Here is a 15,630-nt window from a genome sequence, read left to right on the forward strand (position 1 = left end):
CGAGGTGTCCGCCCACATCGACGAGGTGGCGCAGGAGGCGCTGTCCACCGGCGCCCAAGCCGACACCGTGCGCGACGCGGCCGGCGAGGTGGTGGCCGGCGTCCAGGCGCTGCAGCGCGTCATGGTGCGCACCATCCGCACCGCCAGCCCCGAGGTGGACCGCCGCCGCAAGCCGCGCTTCCGCGTGGACGAACGCTGCGCGGTGACCATCGGGGGCGAAAGCCGGACGGGCGGCGTGACGAACCTGTCGGAGGGCGGCGCCATCGTTACCGGCGCGCCCGCGGCCGAGCCGGGCGCGTTCGGCCGGCTTCGGCTGGAGCGCGGCGGGGCGGAGTTGCCCTTCACCGTGGTCGGCGCCGGGGAGGACCGGCTGCACGTCAAGTTCGTGCTGGACGACGACGCCCGCACCCGCTTCCTGCCGGTCTTCCGCGACATCACCCGCGGCCTGACGCCCCTGGGAGAAGGGCGGGAGGCCGCAGCTTGAGAAAAGAAGCGGGAGACACGGATGAACACGGATGCCGGCGAGGCCGGCCACGGATGAACACGGATTGATTTCAATCCCGTTCATCTGCGTCTATTCTGTGTCCATCCGGGTCTGAAGGCACAGCCTCCCGCTGGCGCCACGCTGTGCGAGAATCGGATTTTTGACACAGATGAACACAGATAGACACAGATGAAGATCATGGAGATCTATTCTTCATCCGTGTCCATCCGTGCAAAATCCGTGTTCATCCGTGTCTCAAAAAATCCTTCCCGCGATCACGGCCGGCCATGATCAATGCACCGGGGCGCCCTCGATGGGCAGGACCGACGTGGGCACCGGGATGTGACCGCCCAAGGGGCGGTCCAGCTCGTCCTTCAGCGCCGGCCACGCCGGGGTGCCGCCGAACTGCTGCACCAACTGGCCGGTCAGCGCATAGACGGCCAGTTCCAGCGGCCCGTTGTCCGGCGCGTGCGCGTTGACGGCCAGGCAGGAATCGGCCGCGCTCTCGAAGATGGCGGCGGCGGCGTTGGCGCCCCGGCCCGGGGTGGGAATGACGATGGCGGCGGGCGGGGCGCCGCTGGCGCGCAGGCGCGTGAGGTTCTCGGCCAGGAGGCGGGAGCGGATCACCGTGTCGATGGCTACGACGACGGCCAGCCCGGCCTCCTCCTGCGCCGTCGCGCGCAGCCGGCGCAGGGCGGCGATGACGCCGAGCCCGACGTCCTGCCCCGTGCCGCGCTTCAGCGCGGCCGAGGCCGCCGTGGCGATGATGGCGTTCACGACGGGCAGCGTTTCGGCCTGGGTTTCCACCGGCGGGCCGGCGGAGGACACGTCCGGGGCGTGCTCTTCGTTCATGCGGTCTCCTTGAGCCCAGGGCGGGACGCCCGAATGGCCCAAGTTCTGATGTATGGGACCGGGCGGCGGCTTCAAGGCGCCGCCCGGCCGCCCCTCCTCAAAGGAACGATCATCGGGGGGTTCTGGTACGGCCGGGCGGGCCTCCCCATATGGGGATGCCGAAAGGAGACCCCGCGATGCCGTTGCTGAGCCTGATCCTGAACATTCTCTGGGTGGTGACGGGAGGCATCTGGATGGCCGCCGGCTGGCTGATCGCCGCGGCGGTGATGGTCCTCACCATCATCGGCATTCCGTGGGCGCGCTCGGCGCTCACCATCGCCTGGTACACGCTGCTGCCCTTCGGCCAGACCGCGGTGCGCCGCGACGCCTATGGCGGGCGGGAGGACATGGGCACGGGTGCCCTGGGCGCCGTCGGCAACATCCTGTGGTTCGTCTTCGCCGGCTGGTGGCTGGCGCTGGGCCACCTGATCACCGCCGTCGGCCTGGCGATCACCATCATCGGCCTGCCCTTCGCCTGGGCGCACCTGAAGCTGGCTGGGCTGGCGTTGTGGCCGATCGGCACGCGCATCGTCACCAACGACGAGGCCGAGGCGCTGCGCCGCGGCGCGACGTACGGGCGGTAAGCAAGCAGGCGGTAAGCAAGCACCAGGGGGCCGCCGGGCGCGCCCCCCTCCCCCTGCCGTCAGATCACCTCGGTCAGGCTCTCCATCAGTTCCTTCTCGCGGTCGAGGCCGGCCAGTTCCTCGCCCATGAAGTCGCGCATGGAGACCACGCCCACCACCTTGCCGGCCTGCATGATCGGCAGGTGGCGCAGGCCGTTGCAGAACATGCGGCGCAGCGCGTCGCGCACGCTGGTGTCGAGGTCCACGGTAACCGGGCACGGCGTCATCACCGCCGACAGCGGCGTGTGGTCGGGATCAAGGCCGGAAGCGACGACGCGTTCGGTCAGGTCGCGTTCGGTGAAGATGCCTTCCAGGCGGTCGTCGCCACGGTCGGTGACGACGACGGAGGCGACGTGCGACGCCTTCATCTGGCACGCGGCCTCCCGCACCGTGGCGTTGGGCGGCAGATTGACGATGCGGCGGTTGCTGAGCAGATCCCCGACATTGCGGTGCATCATGGCTGCGCTCCTTCCGTTTGCCTGGATTTCCGTGGCTTCGCAGAGCTTCGCAAGACAAAAGAGCAGACAGGTTTTTGCGGTTGCACAATGACTTTTTGCAGATGCAAAAACCAAAGAAGAACTGCTTTGCGGATCCAAGGCTTGTCTGTCCGGAGAAGCGTATCTCCTTTTCAAGAGCCGAACGAGAACTCTGGAAAGGAAAGATCGGTATGGTTGCCATGCGGGTGCAACATGCGACAAATGCGCCCGGCGGCGTCCGGCAAGCTCCGGATTGGCACGGCGTAAGCGTGCAGTTTTGAGCGATTTCACGCTCGTTAACTATTAATCAACGCAATCCGCCGAAAACTTTCAGCCTGGATGTTTTCGGTTAATGGCCTCGGGCCGAGCGTACGGGACACGAAATCCTCATGTCGTGGCTGTCGAAACTGAGCGGTAAGAGCAAGGGCGCAGCCGCGGCCACGGTGGCCAAGGAGCGGCCGTCGCAGCCGCCGCGCATCATCATCGACCGGCACGATTACACCCCGGAGGAATTCGCGGTCGGCTCCTTCCGCATCCGCCCCTATGACGGCGACCTAATCGCCAAGCAGCAGTTCGACTTCAAGATCAGCTTCGATCTGGACGGCGACGCGGTGGAATTCGTCTGCCGCGGCATCGTGGTGAAGATGGACGAGCAGGTGGGCCTCGTCGCCCGCTACCAGCAGCCCCAGCCTTTCTACGAGCGCAAGCTGCTCGAATATCTGAAGCGCTGGAAGGGGCTGTAGGCGCCCGTATCCAGCACCCGGATCCAAAGAAAAAGGCCCCTCCCGCCGATGCGGAAGGGGCCTTTTCCTTTTGGTGCCTTTTCCTTTTGGTGCGGGCGCGTCAGCGCAGCCCGGCGTCGTCCACCACTTCCATGGTGTGCTGGGCGATCATGCGCTCCTCGTCGGTGGGGATGACCCAGACGGGGATGCGGCTGTCGGCGGCGCTGATCTTCGGGCCGTTGGCGGCGTTGGCCGCCTCGTCCAGCTTCACGCCCAGCCACGCCAGCTTTTCCGCCACGCGGGCGCGTACGGGGGCCGAGCGTTCGCCGATGCCGGCGGTGAAGACGATGGCGTCCAGCCCACCCATGGAGGAGGCCAGCGAGCCGGTCTCCTTCGCCACGGCGTGGCAGAACAGCTCCACCGCCTCCGCCGCGTGGGGGTCGGCGGACTCCAGCAGCACGCGCATGTCGTTGGAGACGCCGGACACGCCCAGCAGGCCGGACTTGTTGTACAGCAGCTTCTCCAGATCGTCCGCCCCCATGCCCTTGGCGCGCATGAGGTAGATCAGCACGCCGGGGTCCAGGCGGCCGGTGCGCGTGCCCATGGGCAGGCCGTCCACCGCGGTGAAGCCCATGGTGCTGTCCACGCTCTTGCCGGCGCGGATGGCGCACATGCTGGACCCGCTGCCGAGGTGGCAGACGACGACGTGCGCCTGCGCCAGCTCCGGCGCCATCTCCGGCAGGCGCCGGGCGATGTACTCGTAGGACAGGCCGTGGAAGCCGTAGCGGCGGATGCCCTCCTCCGTCATCGCGCGGGGCAGCGCGAAGGTCTGCGACTGCCAGGGCTGGCCGCGGTGGAAGGCGGTGTCGAAGCAGGCCACCTGCGGCAGCTCCGGATGCGCCTCCCCCAGCGCGCGGATGGCGGCGAGGTTGTGCGGCTGGTGCAGGGGTGCGAGCGGCACGAGGCCGTTCAGCTCCTCGATCACCGCGGGCGTCAGCAGCACGGGGTGCGAGTACCGCGCCCCGCCGTGCACCACGCGGTGCCCGGCGGCCAGCAGCTTGGCCCCGTCCAGGTGATCCTCCACCCAGTCCAGCAGGTAGCGCAGCAGCGCCGTGCGGTCGGACGGCTCGCCCGGCCCCCAGGCCTTGTCGGCCAGGGGGCGCTTGGCGGTGTCCTTGGCCTCGAACTTCGGCTCGGTGCCGATGCCGGAGATCTGGCCGTTGATCGCCACCGCCAGTTCGGCCCCGGCCTCGCGGAAGACGGAGAACTTCAGGCTGCTCGACCCGGCGTTCACCACCAGGACGGCGTTGCCTTGGGATTGCGTCGTCAAGGCTGTGCTCCTCACTCGGCCGCGGCCAGGGCGGCCTTGCGGCGCGCCGCCGCCATCAGCACCGCGACGGCGCACGAGGCGAGGCGGGTGCGGATGTTGTCGGCGCGGCTGGTCAGGATGATCGGCACGCGCGCCCCCAGGACGATGCCGGCGGCGTCCGCGTTGGCCAGGAAGGACAGCTGCTTGGCCAGCATGTTGCCGGCCTCCAGGTCCGGGACCAGCAGGATGTCGGCGCGGCCGGCGACGTCGGAGACGATGCCCTTGGTGCGCGCCGCCTCCTCGCTGATGGCGTTGTCGAAGGCCAGCGGGCCGTCCAGGACGCCGCCCTTGATCTGCCCGCGGTCGGCCATCTTGCACAGCGCCGCCGCCTCCAGGGTGGAGGCGATCTTGGGGTTCACCGTCTCGACCGCCGACAGGATCGCCACGCGCGGCTTGTCCACGCCCAGCACCTTGGCGAGGTCGATGGCGTTCTGCACGATGGAGACCTTGTCCTCCAGCGTCGGGTAGATGTTGATGGCCGCGTCGGTGATCAGCAGCGTGCGCGGGTAGGTGGGCACGTTCATGACGAAGACGTGGCTCAACCGCCGGCCGGTGCGCAGGCCGGTGTCCTTGCGGACCACCTCGGCCATCAGCTCGTCCGTGTGCAGCGAGCCCTTCATCACCGCCTCGACCTCGCCGGAGCGGGCCAGCCTCACGCCGGTCTCGGCGGCGGCGTTGCTGTGCGGCACGTCGATGATGCGGTAACCCGCCAGATTGAGCCCGAAGCCCATGCCCAGCGCGCGGATCTTCGCCTCCGGCCCGATCAGCACGGGATCGATCAGCCCGGCCTCGGCCGCCTCCACGGCACCCTTGAGCGAGCTTTCGTCGCACGGGTGGACCACGGCGGTCGGCACCGGCGGCAGCTCCTCGCAGCGCTTGAGCATCAGCTCGTGGCCGTCGTGGTGGATCATCTGCACCTGCGGCAGCTCATGCGCGGGGCGATTGACCTTCTCGGTCGGCGCGATCACCTCGGCGCTGCCGGTGACGACCGGCTGGCCGTCCTGGTTCACGCACACGCATTCGAACACGACGACGTTCTTGTCGCGCTTTTCCTTGGCGGTCACCGTGGCGGTGATGATGTCGCCCAGACCCACCGGGCGCTTGAAGCGCAGGTCCTGGCCCAGGTAGATGGTGCCCGGCCCCGGCAGCAGCGTGCCCAGCACCGCCGAGATCAGCGAGCCCGACCACATGCCGTGGCCAATCACCTTGTGGAAGCGCGAGGACGAGGCGTATTCGGTGTCCAGGTGCGCCGGGTTGATGTCGCCCGACACCATGGCGAAGAGCTGGATGTCGTGCATGGTCAGCCGCCGCGACAGGCTGGCCGACTGCCCGATGCGGATCTCGTCGAAGGTGACGTTCTCGATCATCGTCACCGGGGCGGCGGTGGAAGCGGAGGCGGTGTCCATTGTTCCTTGCTCCATACGGATGCGGATCGGTCCAGGCTTGGCCGGATCCTTCGGGCTGTCGGCGCGGCGGCGGCGCCGCAGCCCCTTCTTGGTTGGCCCCGCGCGGCCCGACGGGGCGCGCGGTGGGCGGGTTCTTACCTCAACAGCGTGACGGCACCATGACGGCTTGGTTACGGCACGGCGCGCCGTGGTGCGCCGCAGCGCAGGCGAGCCGCCCGACAGACGCTGAAACCCCGCCGACCGAAAGCAGAACCGCCGCAGAAGCCAGCGGACCGCCCCACCCGGCAAAGCGTCTTTTACTGGAGAACTATGCGGAAAGTCAAGTCGCGGCCGGAAAGCTTGACCATTACAGCCCAGTATTTACGATCCGTTAAATGTTTCCATACTCCAAAAGATCGCCCAAAGAACCGGCAATCCTTGCGCGGGGATTTGCCGGACGCGGCGTTCGGACAGCGCGGCGGCAATCCGCCGGCAGCCCCATTTTGCACCGCAACATCAACGGCTTGCTACGGGATGGCGCGCGTTCGGGCTGCGACAGGTCGCCGCGCCCCTGCCCGGCCGGTGCCGGAGCCTCTCAGGCCGAGGCGGCAGCCGGCAGGCAGCCGTCGCCGCCGCGGGCGTTGCCGATGATGGGGATCGCCACCGCGAAGACCGTGCCGCACCCGACGCGCGAACGCACGCTGACGGGGTGGTCGAGCATCTGCGCCATGCGGCGCACCGTCGACAGGCCGAGGCCGAGACCGCGCGCGCCGTCCTGCTGCTCGGTCCCGCAGCGGTAGAACTCGTCGAAGATGCGCACCAGCTGGTCCTCAGCGATGCCCGGGCCGGTGTCCCACACCTCGACGCTCAGCCGGTCGCCGCGGCGCCGGCAGCCCAGCAGGATCCGCCCGGTCTGCGTGTAGCGCAGCGCGTTGACCAGCAGGTTGCGCAGGATGCGCTCCAGCAGCACGGGGTCGCTGCGCACCAGGGCGCTGGTCGCCACCATGCGGAACTCCAGCCCGTGGCCGGCGGCCTGGTCGGCGATCTCGGTGGACAGGCGCTCCGCCACCTCCTGGAAGGGGAACTCGGCGATGCGCGGCTTGACGTTGCCGGCCTCCAGCGCCGAGGCGTCGAGCAGCGCGTTGAGCAGCGCGTTGCCGGCGGTCAGCGCCTCGCCCAGCTTGCGGGCGACCTCCAGTTGCTTGGGCTCCTGCAGGCGGGAGACCAGGATATGGTGGAACAGGCTCATGGCCTGGAAGGGCTGGCGCAGGTCGTGGCTGGCGGCGGCCAGGAAGCGGGTCTTCGCCTGGTTGGCGCGCTCGGCCTCCGCGTGCGCCTCGGCCAGCGCCTCCTTGATCTGCGTGCTCTCGGTGATGTCGATGGCGGCGCAGATGACGCCGACGATGTCGCCGCCGTCGTCGCGCAGCGGCTCGACCACGAGGTCGTCGACCACGATGCGCCCGCCGACGGTCAGCCGCACCTCCTGGCGGGTGCCGCGCCCGGTCTCCAGCACGCGGCGCTTCAGGGTGTCGAGCGCGGTCGCGTCGGCGGGCGCGTAGATCTCGGCGTGGGTGCGGCCGATGAAGCGCTCGGCCGGGATCGGCACCTGGGGATTGTACATCCAGATGAAGCGCAGCTCGCGGTCCTGGCTGAACACGGCGACGCGCGAGTGGCGCAGCGCCAGCCGGAACCGCTCCTCGCTCTCGCGCAGCATGCGGGCCATGGCGGCGCGGGCGCGCGCCTCGGTCTGCAGCATGGCCTTCGCCCGCTCCTCGCGGTGCAGGTAGCCGGTCATCAGCACGGTGATCACCTGACCCAGCACCAGCGCGATCCACGCCGCCGTGTCGCCGGCCATGAACAGCGCGGGCGGCGGCGGGACCAGGACCATCCGCCAATTGCGCCCGCCGACCTCCAGCGTATGGACGACGGCATCGGGCGCGGCGTCCAGCGCCTGTTCGGACGGCGGCGGCGCCGGCGGGTCCGACCCGGGGTCCCGGCGATGGGTGCCGAGCAGCCGCCCGCCCGGCGGCGCGTCGGCATCGACGAGATAGAGGTCACCGCGCACCGCCTGCAGGCCGGAGAAACTGTGGTCGAGCAGCCGGTCGACGGTCAGCGCCACGACCACGTGGCCGGCCAGCCGCGGGCAAACCGCCTCCGCCCCCGCCGGATGCACGGGCAGCGCGAGCACGACCCCCTCGGGCTCCGCCGGCCCGCCCAGCCGCACCCGGCCGGTGGCGGCGGCGCGCCCGGTGGCGCAGGCGCGGTCCAGCGCCTCGCGCCAGCCCGGCAGGGCGGTGGCGTCGGCGCCCGACAGCGCCGCGCTGCCGGCGGCCGCCTCCAGGTACTCGATCCGGTAGGCATCGCCGGCCGCCGCCGGGACGCGGCGCAGCCAGCCGGCGGCCAGCACCGCCGGGAAGTGCGGGCGCAGAGGCTCCAGCGCCGCCGCGAAGGCGTCGCGCGTCGGCCCGTCCGGGGCCGAGACCAGATTGCGCAGCGCGTGCAGCATCACCGTCTGCCCGTCGCGCCATTCCCGCAGCTCGCGGTGATACTCCGCGGCGCGACGCTCCAGCGCCTCGCGGGCGTCGGCGCGCACCCCGTCGCGCAGGTACAGGAACAGGCTTGCCGACAGCGCAACGCCCGCCGCCGCCAGCATCGGAATCACCACGGATCGAGCTCGTCGCCGCGCCACTCCGAAAGCCATGCTTCCCCGCACCATGCGGCGGCGCCCCTCTGCACCGCCGAAAAAAGCAATCATAGCAAAACGCAAAAGACAACGAAAAGGCAAAACCCCGACCATAGACCGAAAGTCAAAAAGACTGTTTACGATCCATACGCTGCCGACTTGAAACAAATGCTTTTAACGGTCTCTTAATTGGAACCGATTTCAACGCCGAAACATATTTTGCGGCGCAACAGAAAGAAAAGTTTGCCGGCCCGTCGGGAAAGTTACTCGATCTTCATGCGCTCACGGGATCAGGCGGTCGCGCCCGAGGAGGTTGGCGAGCGCCGTGCGCAGGGCCAGCGGCGCCACCGGCTTGTGCAGAAGGGGATAGCCCGACAGGCGCGCCTCGCGCAGGCGGCGGGCGTCGGTGTCGCCGGTCAGGATCAGGCCGGGGATGTCGGCGCCGAAGGCCTTGGCGATCTGGCGGATGGCGACGATGCCGTTGGCCGCCCCCTTCAGCCGCAAGTCGCTGATGATGAGGTCGGGCGGCTGCGGCGCCGGGCCCAGCCGGTCCATGGCCGCGTCGTAGGACTCGGCACCGGCCACGGCGCATCCCCACTCGCCCAGCAGGACCCCCAGCGCGTCGAGCACCAGCCGGTCGTCCTCGATCACCAGCACGCGGGCGCGGCTGACGTCGGCGGCCGGCGCCGGGTTCTCCGGGATGGCGGCGGGGCGCTCGTCCTCCGCCTCCGGCGCGCGGCGGACGCACACGGCAAACATGGTGCCGCGGCCGGGCACCGCCTCCACCCACAGCCGGTGGCCGAGCCGCTGCGCCAGCCCGCTGGCCAGCGCCAGCCCCAGGCCTAGCACGTGGCTGGTGCGGTCGCCCACGGGCGGACGGGCCAGTTCGTCGCGCAGGACGCGGAGCTGGTCGGGCGGCAGACCGCGGCCGGTGTCCCACACGCCGATCCACAGCTCGCCGCCGCGCCGCCGGCAGCCGAGCAGCACCCGCCCGCGGTCGGTGTGGCGCAGCGCGTTGGACAGCAGCGCGTGCAGAATGCGCTCCAAAAGCGTGATGTCGGTGTCGATCATCGCCGAGCAGGGCAGCACCGAGAAGCGCAGCCGCCGGCTTTCGAAGCGCGGCGCGAAGTCCAGCGCGAGGCGCGTGAGGATGCCGTTGACCGCGTGCGGGCCGATGTCCGGCTCGATCAGCCCGGCCTCCAGCCGCGACAGGTCGAAATGGCCGTCGACCATGGTCTTCATCGACTGCACGGCGGCGGTCATCGCCTTCAGCACGTCGCGCGCCGCGGGGTCGACGACCCGGCCGTCCAGCGCGCCCACCAGCAGCGACAGGGCGGCCAGCGGCTGGCGTAGGTCGTGGCTGGCGGCGGCGAACAACCGGCTGCCCCGGTCGGCCGACAGGCCGCCCGGCGGCCGCGCGCCCAGCACGCGGACCAGGCCGCCGCCCTCCAGCCGGTGGTCGGTGAACGGCAGGCCGGCGGCCTTCGCCTCGATGAAGGCCAGTGCCGCGCCGGGGCGCAGCGCATCGGCCAGCTCCGGCACCGCCGCCGCACCGCTCCAGGACACGAGCCGCAACGCGGGATCGAAGACGAGCAACAGGCCGGCGGCGCCGTCGCCCATGGTGCCTCCAGTGATCGTTCGCGGCGTCTGTCGACCGTCCATGGGCATCCGCCCGCACTCCCCCGCAGGTCCGTCCAAGCGGTTGGACGGAAAGCGTTCCGACCCCACAATTCGGACGAAAACGCCGGCACCGTCAAGCCATGCCTTCGACCGAACCGGGGCCGGCGACGCATCGGCCGGCACCGAAAAATTCGGCAAGCATTCGTGCCGCCGCCACAAGGCGATGTCCCCGCCACTTTGAAACGACCGCAAAATCTCCGCGCAATATTCGCAAAGAACACCGCCGGCGCGCCGCCCCTCCCCTTCCGGATATGACGGCGGCCGGCACGGGCGCCGCCGCCCCCATTCCCCGCTGGCGCCGGGGCGCGGCACGCGCCATGGTGGGCGCCATGGACGCTTCCAACCCGACCTTTCAGGACCCTGATCCGCAGGATGGCGCCGGCCCCGACCCGGCCGGCGCCGCCGCCATAACCCGCGGCGTGCGCCGGGCGCTGGCGCAGCGCGGCTTCACCAGCGTGACCGAGGTCCGGCTGGCCAGCGGCCGGCGCGCCGACGTGCTGGCCATGGACGACGCCGGCACCGTGCTGATCGTCGAGGTGAAGAGCTGCATCGCCGACTTCCGCTCCGACCAGAAATGGCCGGAGTACCGGGAATGGTGCGACGCCTTCTACTTCGCCGTGGACGAAAGCTTCCCGACCGCGCTGATCCCTGAGGACTGCGGCCTGATGGTGGCCGACCCCTTCGGGGCCGCCGTCCTGCGCGAGGCGCCGGTGGAGCGGCTGGCGGCCGCGCGGCGCAAGGCGCTGACGCTGCGCGTGGCGCTCATGGCCTGCGGCCGGCTGCACCGCCAGGAGGACCCGACCTTCGCCCCCGACCAAGTGAGCGGTTGAGGCGCCCTCCGTCCGGCCCTCCGTCCGGCTGGAAAAGCGTCGCGTGCCAGTATACAGGAATCCCCACCGCTTCCCTGCGACGGGCGCCGCGCCGATGACCCTCAGCACCCGGGAACCCAACGACGACGCCGGCCCCGGCGGGACGGCGACGCCGCGATTCGGCCGGCGCGGCCGGCTGGCGGTGCTGCTGGGTTCCTCCGCGCTGGCCGGGCTGGTGGTGGCCGGCGCGATGTCGCTGGCCACCGGCGGCGCGCTCGACCACCTGCGCCTGCGCGCCGACCGCGACGTCGACAACGCCGTGGGCGTGCTGGGGCTGGCGGAGGCGGCGAGCCGGCTGGCCGCCGCCATGCCCTACCTGGAGGCCGCGCCCACCGGGCTGCGCCGGCAGAACGGCTACATCGGACTGCGCCAGCAGACCCAGCAGGTGATCATCCTGCTCGACGAACTGGGCCGCGGGGGCCTGGACCGGGGCGCGGTGGACGGGCTGCGCCGGCTGGTCAACGGCATGGATTCCAACCTGGAGGACCTCAACCACGTGGTGGAGCGGCGCATCGCCATCGAGGGCGAGCTGCGCACCGCGCTGGAGCGCGTGCCGGAGCGCCACGCCGCCTTCCGCGGCGTGCTCTCCACCCTGACCGAGCAGGCGTTGCGCGCGCTGCGCGACGGTGCGGCGACGCCGCAGGGCGCCGACCTGCTGCGCCTGCGCGACGGGCTGGAGGACCTGGGCCGCGCCATGGCCGACCAGCTGTTCGCCGCCGCCGGACTGACGCACGCCTCGCGCATCGCCGAACGCCAGAAGGACTTCCGGGCGACGGCCGGGCGCCTGGGCGCGCTGCTCGACCGCCTGCCCATCGACGCCGCCAGCGCCCGCCGGGCCGAGGCGGCGCGCCAGCTCATGGCGTTGGGAGTCGACGCCGGCAACGTCTTCGAACTGCGGGCCGAATGGCTGCGCGTCGCCGACGCGGTGGCCGAGGTCACCCGCAACAGCCGCGACAAGGCGGCGGAGGTGGCGCAGCTCGCCCGCCGGACCGCCGCCGCGCTCAGGCGCGAGACGACCGCCGGCCGCGTCGGCGCCACCAACGCACTGGACGGCGCGCCGACCCTGGCCGGGCTGGTGGCGGCGCTGGCCGTTCTGGCCGGCGGCGCGCTGGCGCTGTCGGGCGCCGCGCGCCGCCGGGCGCAGGTCCCGCCCGACGCCCCGCCAGCCCTGCCCGCCGGCTTCGTCGACGACGCGGATGACGATGCGGACGGCGAGGATGCGGACGGCGAGGATACCGGGGATGCCGGGCCCGAAGGGCCGCCGCCGCTGCGGGTGCTGCTGGCCGACGACGAGCCGGTGAACCAGATGGTGTGCGCCGCCCTGCTGCGGCGCGAGGGGCACGCCGTCACCGTGGTCGGCAACGGCCGGCTGGCGGTGGAGGCGGTGGCGGGGCAGGACGTCGACCTCGTGCTGATGGACCTGCGCATGCCGGAGATGGACGGGATCGAGGCGGTGCGGCGCATCCGCGCCCTGGCCGATCCGGCCAGGGCCGGCGTGCGCATCGCCATGCTGACCGCCAGCGCCATCCCGCAGGACGCCGAGCGCTGCCGCGCCGCCGGCGCCGACGCGGTTCTGCCGAAGCCGTTGCAGCCCGACACGCTGCGGCCGTTGCTGGAGCGCCTGTTCGCCACCGGTGGCACCGCCGGGGAGCCCCCGCCGCCACCGGCGGACGGCGAGGATTTCAGCGACGCGCCGCTGCGCCAGATGCGCGAGGCGCTGCCGGCGGATCGGGTGGCGCAGCTCATCGGCAGCGCGCTGGCCGCGCTGGACGAGCACCACGCCACGCTCGCCGAGGCGGGGCGGCGGGGCGACCGGGCGGCGGTGGCGGCGACGGCGCACCGCATCGCCGGCGTGGCCGGCGTCTACGGCTGCCTCGCCCTGCGCCGCGCGGCGCAGGCGCTGGAGGTGGCGGCGGAAGGCGGTGCCGGCGACATGACGGCGCCGCTCGCCGCCGTGGAGGCGGCGCGGAAGCCGGCACGGACGGTCCTGGAAACGCAACGCGCCGGCCTCAGGGAGGCCGGCGCGGCGGTGGGGTGAGCGGGGACCGCCCGGTGCGGATCGGGCGTCCGGAACCGGTGTTCCGGAACGGGTGTCCGGATCAGGCGCCGTTGCCGGGGCCGACGGCGGCGCAGCGGTGGCCGGAACGCTCCAGCTCGGCGCAGGCGGCGCGCGCCGACTTCTCGTCCAGGCCCATCAGGCGGGCGCGGTAGACCTTGCCCTTCTTGGTGGCGACCTCGACGATGCCGGCCTTGGCGTCGGCGAACGCGCGCGGCAGCTGCTTGGTGGCGGTCGCCAGCGCCTTCTGGCCGGCGGCGCGGGAGTTGAAGGCGCCGACCTGGACGCCCCAGGTGCCCTTGCGCACCGGCGGCTCCGGCGCCGCGGCGGCGGCCAGTTGGGCGATGGACTGCGGCTTCGCCGGGCTGGCCAGCTTGGCGTTGCCGGGCTTCGCCTTGGCCGGGAACGCCGCGGCGGCCGGCACCGGCCTGGCCTGGGCGGTCGCCGGCGCGGGCTTGGCGTCGTCCTCGGGATCGGCGGCGGCCACGACGGGCGCGTCCTGGTCCTTGGGATCGACCTTGGGGCCGTTGCGCCGCGCCTTGGCGAAGGCCTCGTCCAGCAGGGCCGCCATGCGGTTGTCGCGCGACACCGCCGACTTGCCGCCCATCACCACGGCGATCAGGCGCCGGCCGTCGCGCACGGCCGAGGCCGCGAGGTTGAAGCCGGAGGCGCGGATGTAGCCGGTCTTGATGCCGTCCATGCCGTCGTAGCGCGACATCAGGCGGTTGTGGTTGTGCACGCTGTGGCCGCCGTACATGAAGTTGCGGCGGCTGAAATACGGGTAGTACTTGGGGTGGTCGGTCAGCAGCGCGCGCGACAGCATGGCGAAGTCGCGGGCGGTGGTCACCTGTTCGTCGTCCGGCAGGCCGTTGGCGTTGCGGAAGACGGTGTGCTTCATGCCCAGCTCGCGCGCCTTGCGCGTCATGATCTCGGCGAAGCGCGAGTGGGAACCGCCGATCGCCTCCGCCAGCACCACCGAGGCGTCGTTGGCCGACTTGGTGACGAGGCCGAGGATCGCCGTCTCCACCTTGATGGTCGAGCCGGCGCGCAGGCCCAGCTTGGTGGGCGACTGCGCCTGGGCGTGCTCCGACACCGGCAGCGCCTGGTCCAGCGACAGCTTGCCGGCGTCCAGCGCGTCGAAGGTGAGGTACAGGGTCATCATCTTGGTGAGCGACGCCGGATGCGTGATCGCGTCCGCGTTCTCCTCGTGCAACACTTGGCCCGTGCGCGCGTCGATGACGATAGCCTCGTACTTCACGGCCAGCGCCGGCGCGCTCCACGTCATCGCCAGTGCGGCGAGCATCGCCGCCGCGCCCAACCAGCCCCGGCCCACTGGCCGCTGCACGCGGTCGGCGAACTGCGCGGCTCCGGTGTGAGCGGCGCGCTGCGTCACGAACATGATGCCCCCAAAAAAGCTTTCTCTTGCCCCGCAGGCACAATGGTAAATTTGTGCTGAATCAATGTCTAGCGCGAATTCGTTAATTTCTCGCTTCGGGAAGCGGTTCGCGCGGCCGCGCAAAAGGGGTAGTCTGACGTTTGGATTTAGACCCCTTGCACCGATCGGCGCGCCCGGCCCGCTCTCCCCGGCGACCACGGACGTGCTATATGATCCGCATGATCCAGACGGGATGAACCGCATGATCCAGCCCCACGCGCGCCTTCCCGTTCCAGGCCTCCTCGCCGGCCTGATCCTGCTGGCCGCCGCCGGCTGCGCCTCGCAGGGGCCGGAGAGCAACCCCATCGCCCGCAAGTTCGTCTGGCTGAGCTACCTGAACGGCGAGGATCTGCGGCCGGCGTGCCGCGCGGGCGGGCCGGACCGCTACCGGATGGTGTTCAACGCCGACTACAACCGGCACGTCCGCACCTACGACGTGACCGGGGATCAGGGGAACGGCGGCGCCACGCTGGAAGCGCACGTGATCGAGGCGACCGACATCGCGCGCGTCGACCTGAGCGACCCGCTGGGCAACGGGCGCGGCCGCTCCGCCAAGACGCGGCTGACGGCCGAGCAGTTCGCCCGCTTCGTCATGCGCCTGGACGCCAGCGGCGCCTTCGACCCGATGCCGGGTGGGCTGCGGCTGCCGTCCAACGGCATCTACTGGCTGGCCAGCGGCTGCCGGGGCGGGCGCTGGTTCTTCACCGCCTACCCCTACCCCTCCGACCGTTACGCCGACATCCGCTTCGTCGAGCCGCTGCGGGACGCCGACGGCACCGGCGCCGCCTTCCCCGCGTTGCCGGCGCCCGGCGACGCGCCGGCCACCCCGCCCGTCCCGCGCGAGCGCGACGACGGCGTGCATTTCGAGGTGGAGGTGAACGCCGACAGGCTGGTCGGGCCGACGCACCTGTTCGGCCCATGGTCCCTGGCCGGCCTTACGCCGGCCCCTCCCTAAGC

Annotated in this window: 13 protein-coding genes; 6 read left to right on the top strand and 7 right to left on the bottom strand. The window is 71.3% G+C overall.

The annotated features are described in order from the left end of the window. A partial coding sequence (locus VED21_RS27955) for a PilZ domain-containing protein (protein WP_324888275.1) occupies positions 1–484 on the top strand: 484 nt, incomplete at its 5' end. A 291-nt stretch (positions 485–775) separates the two neighbouring features. Here VED21_RS27955 and VED21_RS27960 read toward each other — a convergent pair. Next, a complete protein-coding gene (locus VED21_RS27960) occupies positions 776–1,336 on the bottom strand; it encodes a hypothetical protein (protein ID WP_324888277.1) in 561 nt (186 codons plus the stop codon). A gap of 176 nt (positions 1,337–1,512) precedes the next feature. On the opposite strand from VED21_RS27960, the gene VED21_RS27965 reads away from it, so the two are divergent. Further along, positions 1,513–1,959 carry a YccF domain-containing protein gene (locus VED21_RS27965; RefSeq protein WP_324888279.1) on the top strand — a complete coding sequence of 149 codons (447 nt, stop codon included), beginning with the start codon at positions 1,513–1,515 and terminating at the stop codon, positions 1,957–1,959. A gap of 59 nt (positions 1,960–2,018) precedes the next feature. Here the strand turns inward: VED21_RS27965 and VED21_RS27970 are convergent, their stop codons facing one another. Continuing rightward, positions 2,019–2,456 carry a CBS domain-containing protein gene (locus tag VED21_RS27970; protein ID WP_324888281.1) on the bottom strand — a complete coding sequence of 146 codons (438 nt, stop codon included), beginning with the start codon at positions 2,454–2,456 and terminating at the stop codon, positions 2,019–2,021. A gap of 407 nt (positions 2,457–2,863) precedes the next feature. Here VED21_RS27970 and VED21_RS27975 point away from each other — a divergent pair, with 407 nt between their 5' ends. Continuing rightward, complete coding sequence (locus VED21_RS27975) at positions 2,864–3,217, top strand: hypothetical protein (protein ID WP_324888284.1); 354 nt, start codon at positions 2,864–2,866, stop codon at positions 3,215–3,217. A 100-nt stretch (positions 3,218–3,317) separates the two neighbouring features. Here VED21_RS27975 and VED21_RS27980 read toward each other — a convergent pair whose 3' ends face one another. The 4 genes from VED21_RS27980 to VED21_RS27995 form a co-directional block, all read right to left on the bottom strand. Then, a complete protein-coding gene (locus VED21_RS27980; RefSeq protein WP_324888286.1) occupies positions 3,318–4,526 on the bottom strand; it encodes an acetate/propionate family kinase in 1,209 nt (402 codons plus the stop codon). An 11-nt stretch (positions 4,527–4,537) separates the two neighbouring features. After that, positions 4,538–5,971, bottom strand: coding sequence for a bifunctional enoyl-CoA hydratase/phosphate acetyltransferase (locus tag VED21_RS27985; RefSeq protein WP_324888288.1), 1,434 nt, complete (start codon positions 5,969–5,971; stop codon positions 4,538–4,540). A gap of 574 nt (positions 5,972–6,545) precedes the next feature. After that, positions 6,546–8,615, bottom strand: coding sequence for an ATP-binding protein (locus VED21_RS27990; RefSeq protein WP_324888290.1), 2,070 nt, complete (start codon positions 8,613–8,615; stop codon positions 6,546–6,548). 300 nt (positions 8,616–8,915) lie between these two features. After that, positions 8,916–10,253, bottom strand: a complete 1,338-nt coding sequence (locus VED21_RS27995; protein WP_324888292.1) for a hybrid sensor histidine kinase/response regulator — start codon at positions 10,251–10,253, stop codon at positions 8,916–8,918. Positions 10,254–10,642: 389 nt separating this feature from the next. On the opposite strand from VED21_RS27995, the gene VED21_RS28000 reads away from it, so the two are divergent. Beyond that, positions 10,643–11,143 carry an MmcB family DNA repair protein gene (locus VED21_RS28000; protein ID WP_324888294.1) on the top strand — a complete coding sequence of 167 codons (501 nt, stop codon included), beginning with the start codon at positions 10,643–10,645 and terminating at the stop codon, positions 11,141–11,143. Positions 11,144–11,237: 94 nt separating this feature from the next. Next, a complete protein-coding gene (locus tag VED21_RS28005) occupies positions 11,238–13,220 on the top strand; it encodes a response regulator (RefSeq protein WP_324888296.1) in 1,983 nt (660 codons plus the stop codon). A 61-nt stretch (positions 13,221–13,281) separates the two neighbouring features. Here the strand turns inward: VED21_RS28005 and VED21_RS28010 are convergent, their stop codons facing one another. Further along, a complete protein-coding gene (locus VED21_RS28010) occupies positions 13,282–14,637 on the bottom strand; it encodes a D-alanyl-D-alanine carboxypeptidase (protein WP_324888298.1) in 1,356 nt (451 codons plus the stop codon). Between the two features lie 238 nt (positions 14,638–14,875). Here VED21_RS28010 and VED21_RS28015 point away from each other — a divergent pair, with 238 nt between their 5' ends. Continuing rightward, on the top strand, positions 14,876–15,628 hold the full coding sequence (locus tag VED21_RS28015) for a hypothetical protein (protein ID WP_324888300.1): 753 nt from the start codon (positions 14,876–14,878) through the stop codon (positions 15,626–15,628). Positions 15,629–15,630 lie beyond the last annotated feature (2 nt).

The organism is Azospirillum sp. (genome assembly GCF_035627195.1).
Lineage (GTDB): Bacteria > Pseudomonadota > Alphaproteobacteria > Azospirillales > Azospirillaceae > Azospirillum.